The following is a 25,751-nucleotide window of genomic DNA, read 5'->3' as shown; positions in this document are numbered from 1 at the left end:
CGTATGCGTTCCGTGAGGTCCGGGTCCCGCGGGCCCGAGCCGCAGTAGACCGGAGGCATGAGCCTCACGACGCTGTTCACCACCCTGGTCCACCCCCGGCACGCAGCGCTCGAGGGGTGGCCCGACGGCACCGAGCTCACCGGCGACGACGTGCTCGTCGACCGCACCAGCCTGGCCCGGCTCGCCGAGCACTACCCCACCCCGCGCGTCTACGTCCCGGTGGGCGCGGACGTCACGCGGGTCGACCGCTACTGGGGCGACGCCGCGCCGCGGACGGTCGTGCTGGCGCACGTGGTGGACGCCGTCCCCAGGCTCGGGGACGACGCGCGGCAGGCCTGGCTCGACGCCGACCTCGGCGGGTGCGCCGTCCTGCTCGACCGCGCGCGGCTCGTCGGCCGGTCGTCGCCGGAGCCGCTGCGCCCGTTCACCGTGCACCCGGCCCCGGGCCGCGGCGGGCCGATCGTCCGCCTGCCCCGCGACCTGCGGCGCGGTGACGTGCTCGCGATCCCGTGCGCAGGGCTGGTCGAGGCGGCCGACCTCCTGCGGTAGCCCGTCCCGGGACACGACGGAGGCCCGGCAGGTGTCCCCTGCCGGGCCTCCGTCACGTGCTGCGGGGCGTCAGGCCTTCGCGCCGGCGCCGACCGGCTCGCGGGCGCCGTCCTGCCCGCCGTCCTGCACGCCGTCCTGCACCCCGTCCTGCTCAGCCTCGTCCTCGTCGAACAGGTGCTCCGACGACGCGGCGCGGTACTGCTCGAGGTCGAGGATGCCCTCGCGCTTGGCGACGATGGTCGGGACCAGCGTCTGCCCCGCGACGTTCACCGCGGTGCGGCCCATGTCGAGGATCGGGTCGACGGCCAGCAGCAGGCCCACGCCGGCCAGCGGCAGGCCCAGGGTGGACAGCGTGAGGGTCAGCATGACCATCGCGCCGGTGAGGCCGGCGGTCGCGGCGGAGCCCACCACGGACACGAACGCGATGAGCAGGTAGTCGGTCACCGACAGGTCGATGCCGAAGATCTGCGCCACGAAGATCGCGGAGATCGCCGGGTAGATCGAGGCGCAACCGTCCATCTTCGTCGTCGAGCCCAGCGGCACGGCGAACGACGCGTACTCGCTCGGCACGCCGAGGTTGCGCTCGGTGACGCGCTGCGTCACGGGCATCGTGCCCACCGACGAGCGGGAGACGAACGCGAGCTGGATCGCGGGCCACGCGCCCTTGAACCAGGCGACGACGCCGAGGCCGTTGGCCTTGAGCAGCACCGGGTAGACGACGAACAGCACGAGGGCGAGCCCCACGTAGATCGCCACGGAGAACGAGGCGAGCGAGCGCAGCGACTCCCAGCCGTAGGTGGCGACGGCGTTGCCGATGAGGCCCATCGTGCCCAGCGGCGCCAGGCGGATGATCCACCACAGGACCTTCTGCACGATGGAGAGCGCGGACCTGTTGAACGCGAGGAACGGGTCGGCCTTGGCGCCCGACTTCAGCGCGGCGATGCCGATGACCAGCGCGACGACGAGGATCTGCAGCACGTTGAAGCTGATGCCGGTCTCGGCGCTCAGCGCGCCGTCGGCGCCGGCCTCGACCGACGTCGAGGCACCCAGGCCGAGCACGTTGGTCGGGATGAGGCCGTTGAGGAAGTCCATCCAGGTGCCGGTGCTGGACGGCTCCGCGCCGTCGGCCACCGACAGCGTGGTGTTGTGGCCGGGCTGGAACACGAGGCCCAGGCCGATGCCGATCGCCACGGAGATCGCGGCGGTGATGGCGAACCAGAGCAGCGTCTGACCGGCCAGGCGGGCCGCGTTCGTGACGGTGCGCAGGTTGGCGATCGACGCGACGATCGCCGTGAAGATCAGCGGCGGCACGATCGCCTTGAGCAGGGTGACGAACGACGAGCCGATGGTGTCGAGCGTCGTGGTCAGGCCGTTGGGCGTCTCGCCGTCGGCCTGCGGGCCGAGGGACAGCGCCAGCCAGCCGAGCAGCACGCCGAGCGCGAGGCCCAGCAGGATCTGGACCGAGAACGACGGGAAGCGCAGCCCCTTGCGTTCGCGCGGCTGCGCGCCGGGGACCTTGGTTGCGGAGGACACGGGAGGAACCTTTCGCCTCGGGCGCCGGAGGGCGCCGGGGTGTGGACGGCGGCAGCACGCTGCCGTCCGGGTGATCGGGGGGATGCACGGAGGTGCGGTGACACGCCACGGGCCCGTGACTCTCGGGCGGGTGCGTGTCGCGGGGCGTCGTCGGCGGCGACGACGGTCAGCGCGCGGTCAGCGACGCGGAGGGTTCACCGACACAGCGCACTGGCGACGCGACGGAAGTCGACGTCGAGACGCGCGGTGAGGTCGGTCCTCTCGGGGACGCTGACGGTCACGGGAGCTCCATGCACGATCGAGGAAGGGGAGGATCAGGCGATCGAATGATCGACATGATCGAACGAAGGTATCGAACCTACGAATATCGCACCCTAGCAGCGACCCACCACGAATCACAGGAGATGCCCTGGGTATGTGAGGCACCTCATCGTGGTCGTACGGTCGGCAGGTGACCTCCGTTCCCCTGCCCCACGACCCGCTCTGGCCCCGCGCGGGCGGCTGGCCCGCACCGACGGGCTCGCGCACCGATCTGGCCCTGGTCGGCGTCCCCACCTGGCGCACCTCGGTGTCGACGACGGGCGCGCACGCGACGCCCGCCGCGGTGCGCGACGCGCTGCGCCGCTACAGCCCCGCGCTGATCACCGGGCCGGACGGCATGCCGGTCGACCTCGGCGAGCTCGACGTCGTCGACCACGGCGACGTCGACGAGCCCGACGGCCCGGAGGGCGAGGCCCGCGCGCGGGCCGCGGTGGGGGCAGCGCTGGCGGGCGCCCGCGCCGTCGTCGCGCTGGGCGGGGACAACGCGCTCACCGTGCCGGTGGCCCTCGGCGCGTGGGGCGACGACCTCCCGACGGCCGGGCTGGTCACGTTCGACGCCCACTACGACCTGCGCGACGGCGTCTCCAACGGCTCGCCGGTGCGGCGGCTGGTCGAGGCCGGGCTGGACCCGGCGCGCGTCGTCCAGGTCGGCATCGCGGACTTCGCCAACAGCGCCGCCTACGCGCGCCGGGCGCGCGACCTGGGGATCACGGTCGTGACGCTCGACGACCTGCGCGCCCGCGGCAACGGCGCCGCCGGGCTGGCCGACGTCGTCCGCGAGGCCCTGGACGTCGCCGGCGCCGCGGGCGGGCCGGTGCACCTGGACGTCGACGTGGACGTCTGCGACCGCTCCGTCGCCCCCGGCTGCCCCGCGTCCGTGCCGGGCGGGCTCGCCGCCTGGGAGCTGCGTGCCCTCGTCCGCGCCGCGGCCGCCGACCCGCGCGTCCGCTCCGTCGACCTCGCCGAGGTGGACGCCACCGCCGACGCCCCCGACGGCCGCACCGTCCGCCTCGCCGCCCTCTGCGTGCTGGAGGTCCTCGCCGGCGTCGCCCTCCGCCCGAGGTAGCCCCCTTCCCGCCGAGGTAGTCCAGATCCTCGCGAGGTAGTCAGGTTCTCGCCGAGGTAGTTCGATCCGTGCCGAGGTAGTTCGGACTCAAGGGACAAAACATCCCTTATCCCCCACGAACGGGGCTACCTCGGCGGAAAGGGAGCTACCTCGCGAGGATCTGGACTACCTCGGCACGGAGGGAGCTACCTCGGCGGGTGCACGACCTCCCGGCCGGCGTGCCACACCCCGTGCACCAGCGGGACGCCGGGGCGGTAGGCGAGGTGCGTGCGGCTGGGGGCGTCGAGGACGACGACGTCGGCGCGGGCGCCGGGCGCGAGGTGCCCCACGTCGTCGCGGCGCAGGGCGCGGGCACCGCCGGACGTGGCGGCCCAGACGGCCTCGGCGACGGTCATGCCCATCTCCCGCACCGCGAGCGCCACCATGAGCGGCATCGAGCTCGTGTACGACGAGCCGGGGTTGCAGTCGCTGGCCAGCGCGACGACGGCGCCGGCGTCGAGGAGGCGGCGCGCGTCGGGGTACGGCTGGCGGGTGGAGAACTCGACGCCCGGCAGCAGCGTCGCGACGGTCCCCTGCGCGTCACCGGACCCCGACCACGAGCCCGCGAGCGCCGCGACGTCGTCGTCGGACAGGTACGTGCAGTGGTCGACGGCGGCGGCGCCCAGGTCGACGGCGAGCCGCACGCCCTCCCCCGGGCCGAGCTGGTTCGCGTGCACGCGCACGCCGAGGCCCGCGGCGGCGCCGGCCTCCAGCACGCGACGCGACTGCTCGGGCGTGAAGGCGCCCGTCTCGCAGAACACGTCCACCCAGCGCGCGTGCGGGGCGCAGGCGGCGAGCATGTCCCCGACGACGAGGTCGACGTAGGCGTCGGCCCCTCCGGCGTCGCCGGCGAACTCGGGCGGCACCACGTGCGCGCCGAGGAACGTCACCTCGTCGGTGATCTCCCGCGCGAGGCGCACGCCACGCTCCTCGTCGGCGACGCTCAGCCCGTAGCCGCTCTTGGTCTCGAGGGTCGTGGTGCCCTGCGTCAGCGCCTGGTCGACGTGCCGGCGGAGCCCGGCCCGCAGCGCGTCGTCCGACGCCGCCCGCGTCGCCGCGACCGTGGTGCGGATACCGCCGGCCGCGTACGGGCGGCCGGCCATCCGCGCCTCGAACTCCGCGGACCGGTCGCCGGCGAACACCAGGTGGCTGTGCGAGTCCACGAAGCCGGGGACCACCGCGCGCCCGTCCACCCCGACGACGCGGTCCGGCGCGCGGCCGAGCGCCTGCTCCACGCCGTCGGCGCACGCGCTCTCCGGGCCCGCCCAGGCCACGCGGCCGCCGTCGAGCAGCAGCGCGGCGTCGCGGAGGAGGCCGGTCGGGTCGCCGGCGTCGCCGAGCGACGGGTCGTTGGTCGTCAGCTCGCCGATCCCCAGGATCAGCGTGGCCGGGTGCGACCCGCCCGGGTGCTCCACCTCGCGCATGCCTACGACTCTCGCATCGGCACGCGCAGCCCGCCCCGCGACGCGGCGGCCGCGGCGTCCTCGTACCCGGCATCGACGTGCCGCAGCACGCCCAGCCCCGGGTCGTTGGAGAGCACCCGCGCGAGCTTCTGCGCCGCGAGGTCGGTGCCGTCCGCGACCGACACCTGCCCGGCATGGATCGACCGCCCCATCCCGACGCCTCCGCCGTGGTGCAGCGACACCCACGTGGCCCCCGACGACGCGGCGGTGAGCGCGTTGAGCAGCGGCCAGTCGGCGATGGCGTCGGAGCCGTCGGCCATCCCCTCCGTCTCCCGGTACGGGGAGGCGACGGAGCCGGAGTCGAGGTGGTCGCGCCCGATGACGACGGGCGCGCTCACCTGGCCGGACGCGACGAGGTCGTTGAACGCCAGCCCCGCGCGGTCGCGCTCGCCGTGCCCGAGCCAGCAGATGCGGGCGGGCAGACCCTGGAACGCGACGCGCTCCTGGGCGGCGCGGATCCAGCGGTGCAGGTGGTCGTCGTCCGGGAAGAGGTCGAGCACGGCCCGGTCGGTGGCGGCGATGTCGCGCGGGTCGCCGGACAACGCGGCCCAGCGGAACGGACCCTTGCCCTGCGCGAACAGCGGCCGGATGTAGGCGGGGACGAAGCCCGGGAAGTCGAAGGCCCGGTCGAAGCCGCCGCGGCGCGCCTCGTCGCGGATCGAGTTGCCGTAGTCGAACACCTCCGCGCCCGCGTCGAGGAAGCCGACCATGCCCTCCACGTGCCGCGCCATCGACTCGCGCGCCCGGTCGGTGAACTCCTCCGGCTTGGCGGCCGCGTAGTCGTGCCACTCGTCGACGGGGACGCCGACGGGCAGGTACGACAGCGGGTCGTGCGCCGATGTCTGGTCCGTGACCACGTCCACCGCGACGCCCCGGCGCAGCAGCTCCGGCACGACCTCGGCGCTGTTGCCCTCGACGCCGACGGACAGCGCCCGGCGCTCCGCCTTCGCGGCCTCGACGCGCCGGACGGCGTCGTCCAGGTCGTCCGCGACCTCGTCGAGGTAGCGCTCGCGCACCCGCCGGTCCAGGCGCGACCGGTCGACGTCGACCACCAGGCACACGCCGCCGTTGAGCGTGACGGCCAGCGGCTGCGCGCCGCCCATGCCGCCGCAGCCGCCGGTGAGCGTGAGGGTCCCGGCGAGCGTGCCGCCGAACCGCTTCGCGGCCACCGCGGCGAGCGTCTCGTACGTGCCCTGGAGGATGCCCTGCGCGCCGATGTAGATCCACGACCCGGCCGTCATCTGGCCGTACATCGTCAGGCCCTGCGCCTCGAGCTTCCGGAACTCCGGCCACGTGGCCCAGTCGCCCACGAGGTTGCTGTTCGCGATGAGCACGCGCGGCGCCCACTCGTGCGTGCGCAGCACGCCCACCGGCTTGCCGGACTGCACCAGCAGCGTCTCGTCCTCGCCCAGCGTCGTGAGCGTGCGCACGATGGCGTGGAAGCTCGGCCAGTCGCGCGCCGCGCGACCGGTGCCGCCGTAGACGACCAGGTCGTCGGGGCGCTCCGCCACCTCCGGGTCGAGGTTGTTCATGAGCATCCGCAGCGGCGCCTCGGTCTGCCAGCTGCGGGCGGTGAGCGTCGTGCCGCGCGGCGCACGGACGGGGACGGGGGTCCCCCGGTCGTAGGACATGGCGTGGGACATCGTCGTCTCCTTCGGGAGGTCGTTCGGGGCGGTCAGCGGAGCGGGCCGACGGCGGCGCTCGCGGCGGCGGTGACCTCGCCGTCGGCGACGAGCCGCGTCACGGCGTCGATCTCGGGGGCGAGGAACCGGTCCGGCCCGGGCCCGGGGACGGCGGTGCGCAGCAGCGCGTGCACGGCGCCGGTGCCCGCGGCGGGCGCCAGGCCCGTCTCGGGGGTGCAGCGCAGGTCGAGGGCGCGGGCGGTGGTCATGAGCTCGACGGCGAGCACGCGGCCCAGGCCGTCGACGGCGCGGCGCAGCTTGCGCGCCCCGGCCCAGCCCATGGACACGTGGTCCTCCTGCATCGCCGACGAGGGGATGGAGTCGACGCTCGCCGGCGCGGCCAACCGCTTGAGCTCCGAGACGATCCCGGCGGCCGTGTACTGGGCGATCATCAGGCCCGAGTCGACGCCCGGGTCGTCCGCGAGGAACGCGGGCAGTCCCTCGTTGCGCGCGACGTCGAGGAACCGGTCGGTGCGGCGCTCGCTCATGCTCGCGACGTCGGCCACGGCGATCGCGAGGAAGTCCAGCACGTAGGCGACGGGCGCGCCGTGGAAGTTGCCGTTGGACTCGACCCGGCCGTCCACGGTGACGACGGGGTTGTCGATGGCCGACGCGAGCTCGCGCCCCGCGACCGACGCCGCGTGCTCGACGGTGTCCCGCGCGGCGCCGTGCACCTGCGGCGCGCAGCGCAGCGAGTACGCGTCCTGCACGCGGGTGCACTCGGGGCGGCCGTCGGCGTCGAAGGTGCGGTGGCTCGCGACGACGGGCGACCCGGCGAGCAGCGCCCGCAGGTTCGCGGCCGACGCCGCCTGCCCCGGGTGCGGCCGCATGCCCACCAGGTCCTCGGCGAACGGCGCGTCCGAGCCGAGCAGCGCCTCCACGCTCGACGCCGCGGCGACGTCCGCCGTCGTGAGCAGGCGGTGCAGGTCGTCGAGCGCGAGGCACAGCATGCCGAGCATGCCGTCGGTGCCGTTGATGAGGGCCAGGCCCTCCTTCTCGCGCAGCTCCAGCGGCGCGATCCCCGCCGCCGCGAGCGCCTCGGCGGCGTCGACGCGCTCGCCGTCCGCTCCTCGCACCGGCCCCTCCCCGAGCGCAGCGAGGGCCACGTGCGCCAGCGGCGCGAGGTCGCCGGAGCAGCCGAGCGACCCGTACTCGTGCACGACGGGCGTGATGCCGGCGTTGAGCATCGCCGCGTACGTCTCCGCGACCACCGGGCGGGCTCCCGTCCGGCCGGTCGCGAGGGTGGCCAGCCGCAGCAGCTGCAGCGCACGCACCACCTCGCGCTCCACCTCGGGCCCGCTGCCCGCGGCGTGCGAGCGCACCAGCCCGAGCTGCAGCTGCGCCCGCTTGTCGGTGGGGATGTGGCGGCGCGCGAGGGCGCCGAAGCCGGTGGAGACGCCGTAGTGCGGGCGCGCGTCGTCGGCGAGGTCCTCGACGACGGCGCGGCTCGCGGCCATCCCCGCCAGCGCGCGGTCGGTGAGGTGGACCTGCGCGCCGTGGCGGGCGACCGCGACGACGGCGTCGACGGTCAGGGGGTCGCCGCTCAGCTCGACGACGGCACGGGTGGTGGTGACGGTCATGCGGCCAGCACACACCGTCGATGCCTCGTTGGACACGGGTTCCGGCGAGGTTCAGTCTGAGATCCCAGACGCCTACCGCACCGAGGTAGTTCCGTTCTCGCCGAGGTAGTTCGAGGAGGGGCGCACGATGGCGGACGTCCCCGCGGCGCGCAGCACGCTCCGGGTGCTGACGTACCTGGCCGCACAGGCGGGCCCCGTCCCCGCGGCGGCGGTCGCGCAGCACCTGGCCCTGCCGCGGTCCACCGTCTACCACCTGCTGTCGGTACTGGTGGACGAGGGTTTCGTGACCCACCTGCCGGAGGAGCACCGGTACGGCCTCGGGACGGCGTCGCTGTCGCTCGGCTCGGCGTACGCGCGGCAGGCGCCCCTGGCCCGGCTGGCGCGCCCCGTCGTCGCGCGGCTGGTCGAGACGACGGGCGAGAGCGCGCACCTCGCCGTCCTGCACGGGCGGGAGGTGCTGTACCTCGTGGAGCAGCGCGCCCCGCACCGGCCCAGCCTCGTGACCGACGTCGACGTGCGCCTCCCCAGCCACCTCACGGCCAGCGGGCGCGCGGTGCTGGCGCTGCTGCCCGCCCCGCAGGTGCGGGCGCTGTTCCCGTCGGCCGCGGCGCTCGCCGACCGCACCGGCGTCGGGCCGCGCACCTTGCGCGACCTGCGCGAGGTGCTGCGCGACACCCGCCGCCGCGGCCACGCCACCGAGGACGGCGAGGTCACGACCGGCCTCGCGTCCGTCGCCCACGCGGCGCTCGACCACACCGGCCACCCCGTGGCGGGGGTCGCGCTGACGTTCTGGTCCGACGACGTCGACGCCGCCCGGCGCGACGAGCTCGCCGCCGCGGCCGGCCGTGCCGCCGCCGAGATCAGCCGCCGCCTGGGCGCGCGCTGACCCACCCGAGGAGCATCGAGCGGTTCAGTCCAGCCACTCCTGGGCGGCGGCGACGAGGGTCGCGACGCCGAGGTCGAGGGTCGGCTCGGGCGTGGGGGCGAAGAACGGCGAGTGGTTGGACGCGACGCCCTCGGGGAGCCGGCCGGCCGCCAGGTCGACGCCCGCGAACCGGGCCGGGTCGAAGCCACCCAGGAACCAGTACACGAGGGGCGCCCCGGCGTCGGTGGCCAGCTCGCCGACGTCCTCCGACGCCGCCATCGGCGGCAGGGTGAGGACGACGGGCCGGCCGCCGACGGCCTCGATCAGCGCCCGCTGCCCCTCGAGCGCGGCGGCCAGCACCGGCCGGGTGCGCTCGGCCGCCTCGGGGTCGTTGACCATGGCCGCGAAGGTGGTGATCGTCTCGACGTCGGGCTCCTCCGTGGCGCCCGAGGCGGCGGCCTCGGCCGCCACGATGCGACGGATCGCGCCGAGCACACGCTCGCGCACCGGCTCCGTGAAGGTCCGCACGTTGACCAGCAGCTCGGCCCGGTCCGGGATGATGTTCGGCTGGGTCCCGGCGCGGATCGCGCCGACCGTCACGACCGCCGAGTCGCCCGCCGCGACCTCCCGGGACACGACGCCCTGCAGCCGCTGCACCGTGGCCGCGGCCATGAGCACCGGGTCCACGGTGGTCTCCGGCATCGACCCGTGCCCGCCGCGGCCGTGCAGCGTGATCCGCAGGGAGTCCGTGGCCGACATCGCGACGCCCGGGGTCACGCTCACCACGCCGGCGGGCGTGGGCATGACGTGCTGGCCGAGCACGACGTCGGGTGCGCCGCCGACGGTCGCGTACAGGCCGTCGTCGAGCATGGCCCGCGCGCCGTTGCCCAGCTCCTCCGCCGGCTGGAAGACGAGCAGGAGCGTGCCCGACCACTCGCCCCGGCGCGCGGCGAGCTCGGCCGCGGCACCGAGCAGGCAGGTGACGTGCACGTCGTGGCCGCAGGCGTGCATGACGCCGGTCTCCTGGCCGTCGGCGGCCGTCGTGACCTCGGTCGACGCGTACGGCAGGCCGGTCCTCTCGGTGACCGGCAGCCCGTCCATGTCCGCGCGCAGCAGCACGCGCGGCCCGGCGCCGTTCACCAGGACCCCGGCGACGCCGGTCCCGCCGATGCCCTCGTGCACGTCGTAGCCCCAGCCGCGCAGCCGGTCGGCCACGATCCCGGCCGTGCGGTGCTCGGCGAACCCGAGCTCCGGGTGGGCGTGCAGGTCGGTGTAGAGGTCCGTCAGCTCGGGCGTCGTCAGCGCGGTCATGGCGTCATCCTGCCGCCGCGCGGCGCTGCCGTCCTGGTCAGCCGGGAGGGCCACCTGTGTGCAAGATCTCCACGGCCCTTTAAGGGAATGTTCAGGTTGGCAGGGCAGAATCGTGGCCATGACGTCAGCGACGACGAGCACCACGAAGGGCAAGACGACGACCCGTCTCGCCGCGGCGAGCCTCCTCGCCCTCGCGATGATGCTCGGCGCGTGTTCCGCGCCCGCCGACGTCGAACAGTTCATCGCCGACGCGCAGAGCCAGGCGGAGGCCATCGACTCCGACCTGCAGCGCATCGAGGAGCAGGTGACCGGTATCCCCGACGAGCTCCGCACCGACGTCACGAACGCGATGGCCTCCGCCCAGGCCGCGACCGACGAGGCGCGCGACGCGCTCGCGCGGGCCGAGCAGTCCCAGGACGGCGCCGTGGTCGCGCTCGAGGACGCGCAGGTGGCGCTCGAGGCGGCGTCCGCCGAGGTGAAGCACGTGACCGACGAGGCGCGGGAGAGCGGCTCCGAGAAGGTCGCCGACCTGCTGTCCACGCTGCAGGAGCAGATCGACGCCCTGCGCGGCGAGACGGAGAGCGCCGCAGCCTGACTCCTCGCCGGCTCAGTCCGGGTCGCTCGGGTCGAGGGGCAGGTGGTGGTCGAGGTTGACCGTGCCGCGCCGCCAGTAGCCGGAGACGTGCACCTGCTCGGCGGGCAGCCCCAGCTCGCGCCGGAGGTGGCGGCGCACGGGCACGAGGTCGTCCGCCTCGCCGAGCCCGACGAACAGCTCGTCGGGCTCCAGCCCGCCGAGCGAGCGCACGGCCTCCGCGAGCTGGCCGGGGCCGTCGGCGCGGTAGAGGATCTCGACGTCCGCGCGCCCCAGCTCCCCCTCGACGACGTCCTCCTCGACGTCGTCGCCGATCTCGACGATCGCGGTCACCGGCACGTCGGCCCCGACGGCGGCCACCCAGCGCGCGAGGGCCGGCAGGCCGGTCTCGTCGCCGGCCAGGGTCAGCCGGCCGATCCCGTCCGGCACGCCCACGCTGCCGCGCGGCCCGACGAGCACGACCTCGTCGCCCGCCGCCGCCCGCGCCGCCCAGGCGGACGCCGGCCCCTCGTCGCCGTGCAGCACCCAGTCGACGTCGACCTCGGCCGCGCCGTCGACCGTCCGCACGGCACGCACGGTGAGGTCCCGCGAGATGGAGACGACGCCGGTCGGGCGCTGCAACCCGCCGTCCGCGGCCAGGACCGGCGCGTGCAGCTCCCCGGTGGCGGGGTCGGGCAGGAAGACCTTGACGTGGTCCTCCGGTCCGGGCGCCCGGAGCGCCGCGAGCGACGTCGGCGCGCCGGGGTCCGCGCCGTGGACGTCGCGGAACGTCGTGCGGCGCAGCGTGCCGGTCAGCTCGGTGACGGCGTGCACGCGCACGCGCCGGGGGACCAGGTCGAGCGGGGTGCGGGGTCGCGTGGACACCCGTCGATTCCACCACGACGATCTGCTCGGCAAGGAGTGGATCTGTTCGGCACGTCGCCCTGCCGAACAGATCCATTGCCTGCCGAAGTGACGGTCCGGCCGGCTCAGCCGAAGAACACCCGCAGGTCGGCGACGACGTCGTCGGGCACCTCCAGGGCGGCGTAGTGGCCGCCGCGGGGGAACTCCGACCAGTGCTCGATCCGCGCGTTGTCGCGCTCGGCGAGGGCCCGGATCGTCTGGAAGTCGTCCTTGAAGACGGCGACGCCGATCCGCCCGGTGCTCACGACCGGCTCGGCGCCGGAGCGCTGCTCCGCGTAGTGGTACCGCGCGGCCGTCGCATAGGTGTTGGTCAGCCAGTACAGCGTGGCCTGGGCCAGCACCTGCTCCGGGCGCACGAGCGACGTCCCGTTGCCGAAGCTCTCGAAGAGCTCGTGGTACGCCAGCGTCGCGACCGGCGAGTCGGCCAGGCCGGCCGCCATCGTCTGGGGGCGCGACGCGTTCATGACGTTGTACCCGCCGACCGACTGGAACCACTGGAGGTGGCCGAGGGCCGCGAACTCCTTCTCGCCGAACCCGTCCATCTCCCCCTCCGCGCCGGACGGGAACGAGAAGAGCTGCAGCACGTGCGCCCCGAGGAAGCCCTCGGGGTCGAGGACCGCCAGCTCGCGCGAGACCATCGCCCCGCCGTCGCTGCCGTGGATGCCGTACGCGTCGTAGCCGAGCCCCCGCATGAGCGCGTCGTAGGTGCGCGCGACGCGCGCCATCGTCCAGCCCTCGCCCACCAGCGGCGTCGAGAACCCGAAGCCGGGCATGGACGGCACGACGACGTCGAACGCGTCCTCGGCGCGCCCGCCGTGGGCGACCGGGTCGACGAGCGGGTCGATCATGTCGAGGTGGTCGAGCACCGAGCCGGGGTAGGTGTGGGCGAGCAGCAGCGGCGTGGCGTCCGGGTGCGGCGAGCGCACGTGCAGGAAGTGCAGCGGCTGGCCGTCGATCTCGGTGGTGAACTGCGGGAAGGCGTTGAGCCGGCGCTCGACGGCGCGCCAGTCGAAGGCCTTCCAGCGCTCGACCATGTCGCGCAGGTACGACTCGGGGGTGCCGTACTCCCACGAGTCGCCGGGGGCGGCCGGCGCGAAGCGGGTGCGCTCGAGGCGCTGCTGCAGGTCGTCCAGGTCGGCCTGCGGGACGGCGACGGTGAAGGGGCTGGTCTCGAGGCGGATGGCGTTCATGGCGTTCTCCCGAGGTCGTGAGCGGGGCCCGTGCCCCTGCTCCTGAACCCCACGATAGGAACGGTTCAGGAAGGGTTCTTTCCTCTACTCTGGACGAGTTCCGACGTGTTCTCGGCACGTCCCCGGCGACCCTCCCGGAGGTCACGATGGGCTCCACGTCCGCACGGCTGCTCGCCCTGCTCGGGCTGCTCCAGTCGCGTCCCGACTGGTCGGGCGCCGAGCTCGCCGAGCGCCTCGACGTCACCGGCCGCACGGTGCGCAACGACGTCGCCCGGCTGCGGGAGCTGGGCTACCCCGTCCACGCCGTGCGCGGCCCGGGCGGGCGCTACCGGCTGGGCGCGGGCGCGCGGCTGCCCCCGCTCCTGCTCGACGACGGCGAGGCGGTCGCCGTCGCCGTCGGGCTGCGCGCCGCGACCGGCACCGCGGGCTTCGAGGAGTCCGGGCAGTCCGCGCTCACCAAGCTGGAGCAGGTGCTGCCGGACCGGCTGCGGCGGCAGGTCTCGGCGCTCCGGACGGCGTCGACGGCCGGCCCGGCGAACACCGGCCCGTACACCGACGAGCCCGAGGTCGACCCGGAGGAGCTGACCGCGCTGGCCGCGGCGATCCGCGACCACCAGGGCGTGCGCTGCGACTACCAGGGCGAGCCGCTGGACCTCGAGCCCCACCACCTGGTCGCGTGGCAGCAGCGGTGGTTCCTCGTCGCCCGCGACCCGGCCACCGGTGCCTGGGCGCCCTACCGCGTCGACTGGCTGCGGCTGCGCACCCCCGGCGGGCGACGGTTCGCCCCGGCGCCCTTCCCCGGCGACCTCACCACGTTCGTCGTGCAGGAGGTCGCGCGCACGGGGTGGGCGTTCCACGCGCGCGTCGTGGTCGACGCGCCGGCGCAGGATGTGCTGGCGCGGATCAACCCCGCCGTCGGCACGGTGCAGCCCCTGCCCGACGGGCGGTCCGTGCTCGTCACCGGCGGCGACAGCGCCGAGGTCGTCGCCGTCTGGATCGGCCTGCTCGGCCTCGACTTCCACGTCACCGGACCGCCCGAGCTGGTCGAGCACCTGCGCGTGCTGGCGGCGCGCTACGCCCGCGCCGTCCCGGGCTGACGGCGCCCTCGACCTGCACCCCGCGCTGCGTCAGACTGTGCCGGTGAGCGATCCGTACCAGCCCGGCCAGCCGTACCAGGAGCCGAGCCAGCAGCAGCCCCAGCCCGGCTACGCCGAGCAGCCCTACCCGCAGCAGGCGTACGGGCAGCAGGGCTACCCGGCCGCACCAGGCCAGCACCCCCAGGGCCAGTACCAGGGCCAGTACCCCCAGGCGCCATACCCGGCGTACCCGGCCTACGCCCCGGAGCCTCCGGGCCGCACGATGGGCATCGTCGGCTTCATCCTCGCCTTCGTCATCTCCCCCGCGGGCATCGTCGTGTCCGCGATGGCGCTGTCGGAGTCGAAGAAGGCCGGCGTCGACAACCCGCTCGGCAAGTGGGGCCTGTGGCTGTCGATCATCTTCACGTCGCTCGCGGTGCTCTACGTCGTGTTCGCGATGCTGTTCGTGTTCGGCGGGCTGCTCACCGTCTTCTCCACGGGCACCGCGACCCTCGACAGCGCGGGCATGTCGGTCTGACGCCTACGTCAGCACCCGTACCGGCGCGCCCGCCGCCCAGGCGGCGACGTCCTCCACGGCCTGGCCGTAGAAGGTGCGGTACGTCGCCTCGGTGACGTACCCGAGGTGCGGCGTGAGCACGGTGCGCGGAGCGGAGCGCAGCGGGTGGTCGGCGGGCAGCGGCTCGACGTCGTACACGTCGAGCCCGGCCCCGCCGAGGCGGCCGTCGTGCAGCGCGGCGAGCAGGGCGTCCGTGTCCACGAGCGGGCCTCGCGAGGTGTTGACGAGCACGGCGGTCGGCTTCATCCGGGCCAGGTCGTCGGCGCCCACGATGCCGCGGCTGCGGTCGCTCAGCTTGTAGTGCACGGTGACGACGTCCGACGTCGCGAACAGCTCGTCCTTCGCGACGGCGCGCACCCCCGCCTCCTCGGCCTTCGCCGGGTCGAGGCGTTGGCTCCAGGCGACGACGTCCATCCCGAACGCCCGCCCGACCCGCGCCACGCGCGCGCCGATGCGCCCGAGCCCGACGATGCCCAGCCGTCGACCCTCCAGGTCGCCGCCGACGGTGTGCTGCCACCCGCCCTCGCGCATCGCGCGGTCCTCGGCCGGCACGTGTCGCAGGACGGCGAGGACCAGCGCCCAGGTGAGCTCGGGCGTCGCGTTCGCCGGCGACTCCGTGCCGCACACGACCACGCCGCGCTCGCGTGCCGCGTCGAGGTCGATCGCCGCGTTCTGCCGCCCGGTGGTCACGAGGAGCCGCAGGTCGGGCAGGCGCGCCAGCCGGGCGGCGGTGAACGGCGTCCGCTCCCGCTGGGCGACGACGACGTCGTACCCCGCGAGCGCCGCGGCCAGTGCGTCGTCGTCGGGCAGCGGGCGGTCGAGGAAGTCGACCTCGGCCCCCAGGCTCGCCCAGTCGGCGAAGCGGTGGGCGACCCGCTGGTAGTCGTCCAGGACGGCGACGCGCACGGTGACCTCCTCGTTCGGCCCGGCTCTCGGGCGGTGCCGACGCTACCGGGGAAATGGCGGCGCGCTCGCGGGCGTGCGTGGCTAGCCTCGCCGGATGACCGACGACCGTGCCGACGCCCGTGCCGACGACCTGGTGACCAGGCTGGTCGACCTGTACCGCCGCACGACCATGGTCGGCTGGGACTTCGCCGCCCTCGCGGGCGCGACGACCTCCGACGACCCGCCGTGGGACTTCGAGGCCGACTGCCTCGCCTCGATGCAGCACGCGGGGCGAGGCACCGTCGTGGACCTGGGGACGGGCGGCGGCGAGCGCCTGTCCGTGCTGCTGGACCGGCTGCCGACCGGGTCCGGGGCAACGGTCGTCGCGACGGAGGGCTGGGCGCCGAACGAGCCGGTCGCCCGGGAGCGGCTCGCGCCCTACGGCGTGCCGGTGCTGGCGTACGACGCCGAGGCGGACCCGCGGATGCCGTTCGCCGACGGCTCCGTCGACGTCCTCATGGCGCGGCACGAGGCGTACGACGCCGCCGAGGTGGCGCGCGTCCTGGCCCCGGGCGGCGCGTTCCTCACCCAGCAGGTGGACGGGCGCGACGCGTTCGAGCTGCGCGACGCGTTCGGTGCGGAGCCCCTCTACCCGCACGTCCGCCTCGACCGTGCGCGCCCTGACCTGGAGCGGGCGGGGCTGACCGTCGACGCCGCCGACGAGTGGCGGGGGCGGCTCCGCTTCGCCGACGTCGAGGCGGTGGTCGCCTTTCTCGCCCTCACCCCGTGGACCGTGCCGGGGTTCGACGTCGCGACGCAGGTCGAGCGGCTCGTGGAGCTGCACGGCTCCGGCCCGGTCGACGTCACGCAGGTCCGCTTCCGCTGCACCGCCCGCAAGCCCTGACCTGTGGGCACCGCCGGCTCAGGCCGGCTGCGCCACCGCCAGGTTCGCCTCCCCGACGAGCTCCAGCAGGCGGGCGGCGGTCGGTTCGGCCGTCGGCGCCGCGATCGCGGCGACCACCCACTCGGGCGTCCCGCGCTCGGGCAGCTCCAGCACCGCGAGGCCCGCGGCCTGCGGCTTGGTCGCGACGTGCTGCGGGACGACGGCGATGCCGAGGCCGCGCTGCACGAAGTCGAGCAGCGTGTGCACGTCGTCGACGCTCATCCGCACCCGGCGCTCGAGGTGCCGGGCGCCGAACGCGTCGTCGGCGAGCCGCCGGATGGCCCACTGCTCCCGGAAGTCGACGAAGTCGCGGTCGACGAGGTCCTCCCACGCGACCTCGGGGGCCGAGGCGAGCGGATCGGTCGCGTGCGTGAGCAGCACGATCGGGCGGCGGCCGAGCTCGAGCCGGCGCAGGGAGCCGAGGTGCTCGGTGGCCGCGACGAACGCGACGTCGAGGTCGCCCGCCCGCACCTGCGCGGTGAGCTCGCGCGATCCGGCCTGGGTGAACTGGACGTCCACGAGCGGGTAGCGCAGGCGGAACCGCTCGAGCAGCGGCGCGACGTCGACCACGCCGAGGCACTGCTCGGCGCCGAGCCGCAGCCGGCCCGAGAGCTGGTGGCTCGCCCGCACGACGGCGTCGCGGCCCGCGGCGGCCTGGGCGAGCATCCGCCGCGCGAACGGCAGCAGCGCCCGCCCGGCGTCCGTGAGCGCGACCTGCCGCGTGGTGCGCGCGAACAGGTCGGCCCCGAGCTCGCGCTCGAGGTTGCGGATCGCGGCGGACAGGCCGGACTGCGTGACGCCGCAGAGCGCCGCGGCGTGCGTGAAGTGGCCCTCCTCCGCCACCGCGACGAGGTACTCCATCTGCCGCAGCTCCATTGATCGCTCCCGGTGCTGAAACCCATGACGTCCAGTTGTTGGACTCATCAACAGCCCTCTTCCTATCGTCGGAGGCACCGACGACACAAGGAGAGCCGTGGAAGCTCGCACGATCGGAACCCAGACCGTCAGCGCGATCGGGCTCGGCGGCATGCCGATGTCCATCGAGGGCCGCCCCGACGAGGCACGCTCGGTCGCCACGATCCATGCGGCGCTCGACGCGGGCGTCACCCTGATCGACACCGCCGACGCCTACCACCTGCACGCCGACGAGGTCGGCCACAACGAGGAGCTCATCGCCCGCGCGCTGCGCTCCTGGGGCGGCGACGCGTCCGCCGTCCTGGTCGCCACCAAGGGCGGCCACCTGCGCCCCGGCGACGGGTCGTGGAGCCAGGACGGACGCCCCGAGCACCTCAAGAAGGCCGCCCGGGAGTCCGCGCGACGCCTCGGCGTCGACGCGATCGGGCTCTACCAGCTCCACCGCCCCGACCCCGCCGTGCCCTACGCCGAGTCGATCGGCGCGCTGGTCGAGCTGCTCGACGACGGCGTCATCGTCCAGGCCGGCATCTCGAACGCGAACGTCGCGCAGATCGACGAGGCGAACGAGGTGCTCGGCGGACGGCTCGCGTCCGTGCAGAACCAGTTCTCGCCCGCGTTCCGCTCCAGCCTGGTCGAGCTCGAGCACTGCGCGTCCCTCGGCATCGCCTTCCTGCCCTGGTCGCCGCTCGGCGGGATCCGCCGGGCGGGCGACGTCGGCACCGCACACGCCGCGTTCGGCCGCGTCGCGGAGACCCACGGCGTCAGCCCGCAGCAGGTCACCCTCGCGTGGGAGCTCGCGCTCGCGCCCGTCGTCGTCCCCATCCCGGGGGCGTCACGACCGGCGAGCATCGAGGACTCCGCCCGGGCCGTCGACCTGGTCCTCACCGCCGACGAGCTCGCCGAGCTCTCCGGCTCCTGACCCCACCGCACCCACCGACCCACCTCTCCCCCGATCGAGGAGGATCCATGCGAACCGTCCCCCTGGGCCCCACCGGCCGCCAGGTCCCGAACGTCGTGCTCGGCCTCATGCGCATCCAGCAGCTGGACGACGACGCCGTCCGCGAGCTGGTCCGCACCGGCCGCGACGCCGGCATCGACTTCGTCGACCACGCCGACGTCTACGGCGACGACCTGCACGGCTGCGAGCGCCGCTTCGCCGAGGCCATGCAGCTGACGCCGTCCGAGCGCGAGCAGCTCACCATCCAGTCCAAGGCCGGCATCGTGCGCGAGGGGCCGTACTTCGACTTCTCGTACGAGCACCTCGTCGAGTCCGTCGAGGGCTCCCTCACGGCGCTCGGCACCGACTACCTCGACGTGCTCCTGCTGCACCGCCCCGACGCGCTCGTCGAGCCGGACGAGGTGGCCCGCGCGTTCGACGAGCTGGAGTCGTCCGGCAAGGTGCGCTCCTTCGGCGTCTCCAACCACACGCCCGGCCAGATCGAGCTGCTCAAGCGCTCGGTGCGGCAGCCGATCGTCGCCAACCAGCTCCAGCTCTCGATCACGCACGCGCCGATCGTGGCGCAGGGCGTGGCGGCCAACATGGCCGGCGAGGACCAGTCGCTCACCCTCGACGGCGGCGGCATCCTCGACTACTGCCGCCTGCACGACATCACCGTGCAGGCCTGGTCGCCGTTCCAGGCCGGGTTCTTCACCGGCGTGTTCCTCGGCTCGGACGACTACCCCGAGCTCAACGCGGTGATCGACCGCCTCGCGGCGAAGTACGACGTGCCGCCCATCGCGATCGCGGTCGCGTGGATCACGCGCCACCCGGCGGGGATGCAGGTCGTGCTCGGCACGACGACGCCGGAGCGCGTCGCGGGCGCGGCGCAGGGCTCGGACCTCCCGCTCACGCGGGCCGAGTGGTACGAGCTGTTCCGGGCCGCCGGGTACCGCGTGCCCTGAGCCGCGACCGGCCGGGACCCGTCACCGATCACCGATCGACGGGTTCCGGCCGGTGCACCCCGCGGGGCCGGTAGCCGAGCTCGTCGGACAGACCCGCGAGGTCGGCGAGCAGCCACACGATCGCGAGCCACATCTCCGTGCCCTGGAGGCCGGGCGCCGTCGCGGGGGCGCCGGCGGTGGACGGGTGGGCGGCCTGGAAGGCGAACCCCTCGCCGGCCGACCAGCGCCGCAGCGCGTGCCCGAGGAGCCCTCTCGCCAGCTCGACGACCTCGTCGCCGCGATGGCCGGTGCCCCGGGTGAGCCACAGCGGGTGCGCGACGTCGAGCACGTTGCACGCGTTGTGGCGCTCCGGCCGGAAGAACCGGGGGTCGCGGGCGTGCTCCAGCACCGTGTCGATCACGCGCTCCGGCGAGGGGACGGGCAGCCCGAGCTGCGCGAACGTGCCCCGCGACGCGCGGTAGTAGCCGTTGACGACCTGGAGCAGCCCGTCGGCCCCGCCCGGCTGGCCCCACATGCCCGTGCGCGGGTCCGCCCGGCTGAGCAGCCACCCGAGGAGGGCCTCCTGCGCCCCCGGGGAGCCGGCGACGCCGGCGCGGCGGTTCCAGTGCATCGCGGTGCCGAGGATGTCGACCCAGTGGCCGGCCGACCACGCGCCGGTGCGCCAGTCCTGCCGCTCCAGGCCGGCGATCACCTCGCCCGGGGTCGCGTCCGCCACGACGGCGACCGGGTGCGGGAACGCGCTGCCGAGCAGGTCGAGCGCGTACCCGACGGACAGGACGTGGTAGCCGGCGGCGGGGTCGAACAGGCCCGGCCGCGGGGTCGCGGGCGCGAGGTCGTCACCGTGCTCGCCCACCAGCCCGCCCACCAGCTCGCCCACGAGCCCGGTGACCGGGTCCTGCCAGGACCGCAGCCGCGCGACCTGCTCCTCGGCCGGCAGCTGCGGCGGAGGGCCGCCGAGCAGCAGGTCGGCGATCTCCACGGCGTCGCACTGGGCCCGGACCGTTGGTGTCCTGCCGGGCGCGTCGACGAACAGGCCGGCCGCGGGGTCCCAGCACCGGTCGAGCAGCGCGCGCGCCTCCTCGCGGGCCGTGGCGCCGAGGTCGCGCACCGCCTGCGCGAGGCCGCCGCCGGGCCGCGCCGCGGGTGCCGGCGGCACCCGCCAGCGGATCAGCCGCGCCGGGTTGCCGCCCACGACCGCCCCCGCGGGCACGTCCTTGGTGACGACCGCCCCGGCCGCCAACACCGCCTTGTCCCCCACGGTGACGCCGTCGAGCACGACGACGTGCGAGCCGATCCACACGTCGTCCCCGACGGTGATCCCCGCGGAGGTCAGCGGCTGGCGGTGCACCTCCGGCTCCGGCTCCATCGAGTGGTTGAAGCCGAGCACGGACGTGTGCGAGCCGATGCGGACGGCGTCGCCGAGCCGCACGTCGCCCCGCACCACCGTGTAGGGGTTGAGGCTGCAGTCGCGGCCGGCCCGCAGCGTGCCGCTGACGTAGGCGCCGGCGGCGACGTAGGTGCGGTCGCCCAGCTCGAGGACCTCGTTCGTCACGGACGCCTGCTCCGACACGAAGCACCGCTCGCCGAGGACGTACCCGCGCCCGCGGCCCAGCTCCGCCTGCAGGGCGAGCTGACGCTCCCGCTGCCCGTCGTCGGCGTCGGCCCAGAAACGCCAGGGCGTGAAGTCGAGCGCGCCCCGGTCGAGCTCGGCCGTCACCGGTTCCTGCGTGTGCGTTCGCACGGTCATCTCGACTCCTGTTCGTCGGCCTCCGTCGGCACGGACGTGCCCGAGTCTCGGACAGCGACGAACGGAGAGCTCGCACATCGGCTAGAAATGAACACACTCGAACAGGCAGTTCCGCCGCGCCGAGGAGGCACCCTTGCCACCCACCACGGGGCCCGCGTCCGGCACCGCGCGGCGCGAGCACATCATGCGCGAGCTGCGCACCCGCGGGACCGTCGCGGTCGGCGCGCTCGCCGCCCAGCTCGGCGTGTCCGCGATGACGGTGCGGCGCGACGTGAACGCGCTCGCCGCGAAGGGGCTCCTGGTCCGCGTGCACGGCGGCGCCGCGCTGCCCGAGCCGTCCGCGGGCGTCGCCCCCTCCCCCACGCCCGAGCCCACCGCCCGCGGGTCACGACTGACCGTGGGGCTCGTCGTCCCGCAGCTCGACTACTACTTCCCCCGGGTGGTGGCGGGGGCCCGGGCCGCCGCCGCGCGCGCCGGGGTCAGGCTCGTCATCCGCACCACGGCCTACGACCCCGACGAGGACCGCCTCCAGTGCCGGCGGCTCGCGGAGGCGGGGGTGGACGGGCTCGTCGTGACCCCCACGCTGGACGGGCCGCGGGGTGGCGAGCTCCTCGGCTGGCTCGACCGGCTGCGCACGCCGGTGCTGCTCGCCGACCGCCGGCCACCGGAGATCAGCCCGTTCCGGCGCCTGGAGTGGGTGGTGTCCGACCACGCGTCCGGCGCCGCGACCGCGGTGTGGCACCTGCACGCCCAGGGGCACCGCCGCATCGGGCTGCTGTCGATCGCGGGGACGACGACGTCGCGCGCCGTGGGCCGCGGGTGGCGCGACGCGCTGCGCTCCCTGGGGATCGACCCGGAGGAGCAGGTCGTGGGGCACAGCGACGGCTTCGACCGTCCGGGCCGCGCGGAGCGCCTCGCGTCGACCCTCGACGACCTCCGCCGCACGGGGACCACCGCCCTGCTGCTGCACTCCGACCCGTTCGCGCTGACCTTCGCGCAGTACTGCCAGGACCACGGGGTCCGGGTGCCCGACGACCTCGCGATCGTCGCCTACGACGACGAGGTCGCCGAGCTGGGCGACCCGCCCCTCACCGCCGTCCGCCCCCCGACGTACGACGTCGGCCGGCTCGCCGTGGAGACCATGGTCGCCCGGCTCACGGAGGGCGACCGCCGCCCGACGCACCGCCTGCTGCTCGACCCGACGCTCACGGTCCGCGCGTCGAGCGTGCGCTCCCGGCCGTGACCGGCGGGCTCGCGTTCTGCATACGCTCTCGCAACATGGCGTCGTGTGGGCTGGGGCGATGACCGCCCCCGTGCCGCGCCCGCGGCTCCTGCTGCCCCTGCTGTTCGCGGCGTACCTCGCCCTGGTCGCCTGGACCGTCCTGTGGAAGCTCGACGTGCCGTTCACCGGCGAGGCGGGACAGCGCGTCGTCAAGCTCGTGCCGTTCGCGGCCACCGCCCACGCGGGCGCCAGCGAACCCGTCGAGCTCGTCCTGAACCTCGTGATCTTCCTGCCGTTCGGCGTCTACCTCGGGCTCCTCGCGCCGTCGTGGCCGTGGTGGCGTGCGGCGGCCACGCTCGCGGGAGCGAGCGCGCTCCTCGAGGTCGCGCAGTACGTGCTGGCCGTCGGGAGCTCGGACGTCACCGACGTCGTCGTCAACACCGCGGGCGGCCTCGCCGGGCTCGGCGTCGTCGTCCTCGCGCGCCGCACGCTCCGGGCCCGGACGTCCACGGTCGTGACCCGGTGGTGCGTCGCCGGGACCGTGCTCGCACTGCTCGCGGCGGCGCTCTTCGTCGCCTCGCCCGTACGCCTCACCGGGCCGTCGCCGGGCGACGTCGCGGTCGCCCCGGTGCCCTGACGGTCGCCTACCCGTCCTCGACCTCGTCCCCGTCGTCGAGTTCGCGTGCGCGCAGCACCCTGGACTCGCGCCACAGCAGGTGTGCGCCCGTCCACACGAGCATGGCGGCCACGATGCAGATGCACGGGAACAGCACCACGAAGTCGAGCGCGGTGCCGATCGGCGGCGCGCCGGGCATCGCGGAGCGCAGCGCCGGGAAGGACAGCATCGTGGCGGAGAGCCAGATGACGTTGGCGAACTCGAGCTGCCTCTTGAGGATCGCGCTGCCGATCGTCACGACGGCCATGAGCGTCGTGAGCAGGATCGCCAGGAGGTAGAAGACGACCAGCGTGACGCTGAGGGCGTCCCGGTTGCCGTCGAGCGTCACCGGCAGCACGGAGACCCCGTCCTGCACCTCCGGCTCGCCGACGGTCGCGGCGAGCACCCACGGCCGCGCGGAGTTCTCGATGGTCAGCTCGAACGGCACGTCGGCGCCGGTCTCGTCGTTCTGCACGCTCACCTGGAAGTTCGAGAACGGCCGATCCCACGGGTAGAACGTGTCGCCGCGGTCGAGGGCCAGCGTCACGGTGGTCGGGTCGAGGATCGACTCGCCAGGATAGGTGACGACGGACGTCGTCTGGCCTCCCGACACGATCTCGATGCGCAGGTTCTGCGACATCTCCCCCGCCCGGTCGCCCACGTACTCGCCGTGCGGGACGGGCAGCACGGTGGCCTCGATGTAACGGTTGGTGAGGCTGACGTCCTGCGTCCTCATCTGCAGCGTCAGGTAGTCCTCGCCCGCCATCTCCTGCTGCCCGGTGATCTCCACCCCCGTCGTGCTGTGGAGCGTGCCCGACAGCGCGATCACGACGTAGTAGACGACCAGGAGCCCGATGACCACCGCGAGGATCCGCGGGGCGGGGTTGCGGCGCCTGCGCGGCGGCGGCCGGGTGTCGTCCTCGGCCAGCAGCTCCTCGACCTGATGGGTCATGGTTCCTCCGTGGGTCGGCCGGGTCGCCGCTGGGCGACGGTGGCGGCGAGCGCGTACAGCAGCAGCGTGAGCAGGATCAGGAACGAGCCCGGCTGGTCGGTGATCGCGGCCGCCAGCGCCTGCGTGTCGGTGGGTTCGTCGTCGGCGACGCGCGTCGTGACGGTGGTGCTGGTGGCCAGGGCGGCGGTCGTCGCGGAGACGGCCCCGCCGGGACCCGACCCCGCGCCGGCGGCGTCCCCGACGGCGACGGCGAGCTGCTGGCGCGCCAGCTCGGGCGCCGTGAGCGAGTCGGCGAGCAGCCGGATGGTCACCTGCGCGGAGGCCCCCGGCTCGAACGCGATCGTGCAGGAGAACGTGGAGCGCGCGACGTCGCACGGGGCCTCCGGGTCCACCTGCACCGAGCGGTAGACGAACCCCGGGCCCACCCGCCCGGTGAGGGTCAGCGTGACGGTCTCGTCCGTGGGGTTGGGGCCGAGCGTGGCATCGAAGCGGCCGACCTCGCCGCGGCGGATCTCGCCGGCACGCATCTGGACGTCGAACCCCACGGGCTCGTCCGCCGTCACGGGCGCCGGCGCTTCCGGCGCGGTGACCGGCGGGTCCTCGACGCGCTCGTCCTCCTCGGCGTCGTCGTCCGGCCGCTCGGGCGGGGCCTGCACGTCCGGCTCGTCGGGCGTCGTGCCGGACGGCGGAGCCTGCACGGGGCGCGGGGGGACCGGTGGCGCCGCACCGGGCGGCGCCGGGGCGACCGGATCGGGGCCGGGCGGGGCCGCGGAGGTCGGTGCGGAGGTCGGTACAGGGGCCGGTGGCGACGTCGGCTTGGGTGTCGGCGTCGGGGTGGGCGTCGGCGGCTCCTCGACCGTCACGACGTACTCCGCGCCCGTCGCGGTGTTGCCCAGGTCGTCGGCCGCCGACGGCACGAGCGGGTTGTCGCCGACCACCAGCTCCGGGTCGGGCGTGCAGCTCCAGGCTCCCCCGGCGGGCACCGTCAGCGGCCCGCACACGACGTCGCCCGACGCCGTCCGGACGGTGAGCAGGCTGCCCACCCCGCCGCGCCCGGTCACGGCGGCACCGGGGTCCGTGGTGGTCGCGGGGCCGGTGATGCGCGGTGTCGCGGGCGGCGTCGTGTCGACCGTGTAGGTGGCGGCCCGGCTCGCCGGGTAGTCGTCCCCGGCGACGCCGCTGGACTGGCTCGCAACGAGGTCGTGCGCGCCGTCGGCGAGCGTGGACGCCGTGCAGGTCCAGGTGCCGTCCGCCGCGGCGGTGGTCGTGCAGACGGTCGTGCCGCCGGGGCCGTCGGCCACCGTGACGGTGTTGCCGCCGCCCGCGGTCCCGGTGATGGTGGGGGCCGCCTCGGCCGCGCGGGTGCCGTCCGCGGGCGCGGTGATCACCGGGGCGGGCAGCTCCCACTGCAGCACCAGCATCCCGGCGCCGCCGGCCTGCGGGTCGGCGTGCGTCATCCCGCCGATCCCCACGTTCGCCGCGAACCCGTACGCCGGGTCACCGGTGCCGCCCGGCATCGCGTTGGCCCCGGCGGGCGCGCCGCTCGCGCCCGCCTCGCTCCGCCGGTCCGTGACCTGCGAGGCGATGTACGACGAGCCGCCGGCGCCCGACCCGTTCTGGCCGGTTCCCCCCACCGGCTGGCACGGCCCGCCACCACCGCCGAACCAGCCGCCGCCACCACCACCGCCAGCCTCGAAGCCCGACCCGCCGGCACCGCCGGCGAACTGCGCGCCCGCGGCCGCCTGCGCGGAGCACCCGGGGACCTGGGCCCCCTGCCCGCCAC

At 75.1% G+C, this 25,751-nt stretch carries 23 protein-coding genes; 11 read left to right on the top strand and 12 right to left on the bottom strand.

What is annotated here, in order from left to right:
* Nucleotides 1-57: 57 nt before the first annotated feature.
* Entirely contained in the window at nt 58-549 is a 492-nt protein-coding gene (locus tag ACFVS0_RS12390) for a hypothetical protein (protein WP_430588141.1), read from the top strand.
* Between the two features lie 69 nt (nt 550-618).
* On the opposite strand, the gene ACFVS0_RS12385 is transcribed toward ACFVS0_RS12390, so the two are convergent.
* A complete protein-coding gene (locus ACFVS0_RS12385) occupies nt 619-2,082 on the bottom strand; it encodes a dicarboxylate/amino acid:cation symporter (RefSeq protein ID WP_430588140.1) in 1,464 nt (487 codons plus the stop codon).
* Nucleotides 2,083-2,533: 451 nt separating this feature from the next.
* Between ACFVS0_RS12385 and ACFVS0_RS12380 the strand changes: the two genes are divergently transcribed.
* Nucleotides 2,534-3,469 (top strand): arginase family protein, encoded by a 936-nt coding sequence (locus ACFVS0_RS12380; protein ID WP_430588139.1) that lies wholly within the window; start codon nt 2,534-2,536, stop codon nt 3,467-3,469.
* A 185-nt stretch (nt 3,470-3,654) separates the two neighbouring features.
* On the opposite strand, the gene hutI is transcribed toward ACFVS0_RS12380, so the two are convergent.
* The 3 genes from hutI to hutH are packed head-to-tail and all read right to left on the bottom strand — an operon-like array spanning nt 3,655 to nt 8,233.
* The gene (hutI, locus tag ACFVS0_RS12375; protein WP_430588138.1) at nt 3,655-4,932 is read right to left on the bottom strand and encodes an imidazolonepropionase; all 1,278 of its coding nucleotides are present in this window, start codon (nt 4,930-4,932) and stop codon (nt 3,655-3,657) included.
* A 2-nt stretch (nt 4,933-4,934) separates the two neighbouring features.
* Nucleotides 4,935-6,614 (bottom strand): urocanate hydratase, encoded by a 1,680-nt coding sequence (gene hutU / locus ACFVS0_RS12370; protein WP_430588137.1) that lies wholly within the window; start codon nt 6,612-6,614, stop codon nt 4,935-4,937.
* A 32-nt stretch (nt 6,615-6,646) separates the two neighbouring features.
* On the bottom strand, nt 6,647-8,233 hold the full coding sequence (gene hutH / locus ACFVS0_RS12365; RefSeq protein WP_430588136.1) for a histidine ammonia-lyase: 1,587 nt from the start codon (nt 8,231-8,233) through the stop codon (nt 6,647-6,649).
* A 127-nt stretch (nt 8,234-8,360) separates the two neighbouring features.
* Here hutH and ACFVS0_RS12360 point away from each other — a divergent pair, with 127 nt between their 5' ends.
* Nucleotides 8,361-9,119, top strand: a complete 759-nt coding sequence (locus ACFVS0_RS12360) for an IclR family transcriptional regulator (RefSeq protein ID WP_430550870.1) — start codon at nt 8,361-8,363, stop codon at nt 9,117-9,119.
* Between the two features lie 24 nt (nt 9,120-9,143).
* Here the strand turns inward: ACFVS0_RS12360 and ACFVS0_RS12355 are convergent, their stop codons facing one another.
* Complete coding sequence (locus ACFVS0_RS12355; protein WP_430588135.1) at nt 9,144-10,409, bottom strand: amidohydrolase; 1,266 nt, start codon at nt 10,407-10,409, stop codon at nt 9,144-9,146.
* Nucleotides 10,410-10,527: 118 nt separating this feature from the next.
* On the opposite strand from ACFVS0_RS12355, the gene ACFVS0_RS12350 reads away from it, so the two are divergent.
* Nucleotides 10,528-11,004, top strand: a complete 477-nt coding sequence (locus ACFVS0_RS12350; protein ID WP_430550868.1) for a hypothetical protein — start codon at nt 10,528-10,530, stop codon at nt 11,002-11,004.
* 12 nt (nt 11,005-11,016) lie between these two features.
* On the opposite strand, the gene ACFVS0_RS12345 is transcribed toward ACFVS0_RS12350, so the two are convergent.
* Both ACFVS0_RS12345 and ACFVS0_RS12340 read right to left on the bottom strand, forming a co-directional pair.
* A complete protein-coding gene (locus tag ACFVS0_RS12345) occupies nt 11,017-11,865 on the bottom strand; it encodes a siderophore-interacting protein (RefSeq protein WP_430588134.1) in 849 nt (282 codons plus the stop codon).
* A gap of 104 nt (nt 11,866-11,969) precedes the next feature.
* Complete coding sequence (locus ACFVS0_RS12340) at nt 11,970-13,094, bottom strand: epoxide hydrolase family protein (protein WP_430562572.1); 1,125 nt, start codon at nt 13,092-13,094, stop codon at nt 11,970-11,972.
* Between the two features lie 146 nt (nt 13,095-13,240).
* On the opposite strand from ACFVS0_RS12340, the gene ACFVS0_RS12335 reads away from it, so the two are divergent.
* Nucleotides 13,241-14,191, top strand: a complete 951-nt coding sequence (locus ACFVS0_RS12335) for a helix-turn-helix transcriptional regulator (protein ID WP_430588133.1) — start codon at nt 13,241-13,243, stop codon at nt 14,189-14,191.
* A 43-nt stretch (nt 14,192-14,234) separates the two neighbouring features.
* Nucleotides 14,235-14,708 (top strand): hypothetical protein, encoded by a 474-nt coding sequence (locus tag ACFVS0_RS12330; RefSeq protein WP_430550864.1) that lies wholly within the window; start codon nt 14,235-14,237, stop codon nt 14,706-14,708.
* 3 nt (nt 14,709-14,711) lie between these two features.
* On the opposite strand, the gene ACFVS0_RS12325 is transcribed toward ACFVS0_RS12330, so the two are convergent.
* Nucleotides 14,712-15,653 (bottom strand): D-2-hydroxyacid dehydrogenase family protein, encoded by a 942-nt coding sequence (locus ACFVS0_RS12325; protein ID WP_430588132.1) that lies wholly within the window; start codon nt 15,651-15,653, stop codon nt 14,712-14,714.
* Nucleotides 15,654-15,747: 94 nt separating this feature from the next.
* Between ACFVS0_RS12325 and ACFVS0_RS12320 the strand changes: the two genes are divergently transcribed.
* Nucleotides 15,748-16,536: a class I SAM-dependent methyltransferase gene (locus ACFVS0_RS12320; protein ID WP_430588131.1), complete on the top strand. Its 789-nt coding sequence runs from the start codon at nt 15,748-15,750 to the stop codon at nt 16,534-16,536.
* A gap of 18 nt (nt 16,537-16,554) precedes the next feature.
* Here ACFVS0_RS12320 and ACFVS0_RS12315 read toward each other — a convergent pair whose 3' ends face one another.
* On the bottom strand, nt 16,555-17,451 hold the full coding sequence (locus tag ACFVS0_RS12315) for a LysR family transcriptional regulator (RefSeq protein ID WP_430562575.1): 897 nt from the start codon (nt 17,449-17,451) through the stop codon (nt 16,555-16,557).
* 97 nt (nt 17,452-17,548) lie between these two features.
* Between ACFVS0_RS12315 and ACFVS0_RS12310 the strand changes: the two genes are divergently transcribed.
* Together ACFVS0_RS12310 and ACFVS0_RS12305 are read left to right on the top strand one after the other, a co-directional pair.
* A complete protein-coding gene (locus ACFVS0_RS12310) occupies nt 17,549-18,409 on the top strand; it encodes an aldo/keto reductase (RefSeq protein ID WP_430588130.1) in 861 nt (286 codons plus the stop codon).
* A gap of 47 nt (nt 18,410-18,456) precedes the next feature.
* Nucleotides 18,457-19,392 (top strand): aldo/keto reductase family oxidoreductase, encoded by a 936-nt coding sequence (locus ACFVS0_RS12305; RefSeq protein WP_430562577.1) that lies wholly within the window; start codon nt 18,457-18,459, stop codon nt 19,390-19,392.
* Nucleotides 19,393-19,420: 28 nt separating this feature from the next.
* On the opposite strand, the gene ACFVS0_RS12300 is transcribed toward ACFVS0_RS12305, so the two are convergent.
* Nucleotides 19,421-21,139 carry an acyltransferase gene (locus tag ACFVS0_RS12300; RefSeq protein ID WP_430588129.1) on the bottom strand — a complete coding sequence of 573 codons (1,719 nt, stop codon included), beginning with the start codon at nt 21,137-21,139 and terminating at the stop codon, nt 19,421-19,423.
* 133 nt (nt 21,140-21,272) lie between these two features.
* On the opposite strand from ACFVS0_RS12300, the gene ACFVS0_RS12295 reads away from it, so the two are divergent.
* Nucleotides 21,273-22,382, top strand: a complete 1,110-nt coding sequence (locus ACFVS0_RS12295; protein WP_430588128.1) for a substrate-binding domain-containing protein — start codon at nt 21,273-21,275, stop codon at nt 22,380-22,382.
* 58 nt (nt 22,383-22,440) lie between these two features.
* On the top strand, nt 22,441-22,998 hold the full coding sequence (locus ACFVS0_RS12290) for a VanZ family protein (RefSeq protein ID WP_430588127.1): 558 nt from the start codon (nt 22,441-22,443) through the stop codon (nt 22,996-22,998).
* 7 nt (nt 22,999-23,005) lie between these two features.
* Here ACFVS0_RS12290 and ACFVS0_RS12285 read toward each other — a convergent pair whose 3' ends face one another.
* Together ACFVS0_RS12285 and ACFVS0_RS12280 are read right to left on the bottom strand one after the other, a co-directional pair.
* A complete protein-coding gene (locus tag ACFVS0_RS12285) occupies nt 23,006-23,968 on the bottom strand; it encodes a DUF4436 family protein (protein ID WP_430588126.1) in 963 nt (320 codons plus the stop codon).
* On the bottom strand, nt 23,965-25,751 hold a 1,787-nt coding region (locus ACFVS0_RS12280; protein ID WP_430588125.1), incomplete at its 5' end, for an Ig-like domain-containing protein. The genes ACFVS0_RS12285 and ACFVS0_RS12280, both read right to left, overlap by 4 nt.

The organism is Isoptericola sp. NPDC058082 (assembly GCF_042885055.1).
In the GTDB taxonomy this organism is placed as follows: domain Bacteria; phylum Actinomycetota; class Actinomycetes; order Actinomycetales; family Cellulomonadaceae; genus Isoptericola.
The sequence above is the reverse complement of the archived record's forward strand: the minus strand, read 5'-3'. Positions and strand labels throughout refer to the sequence as shown.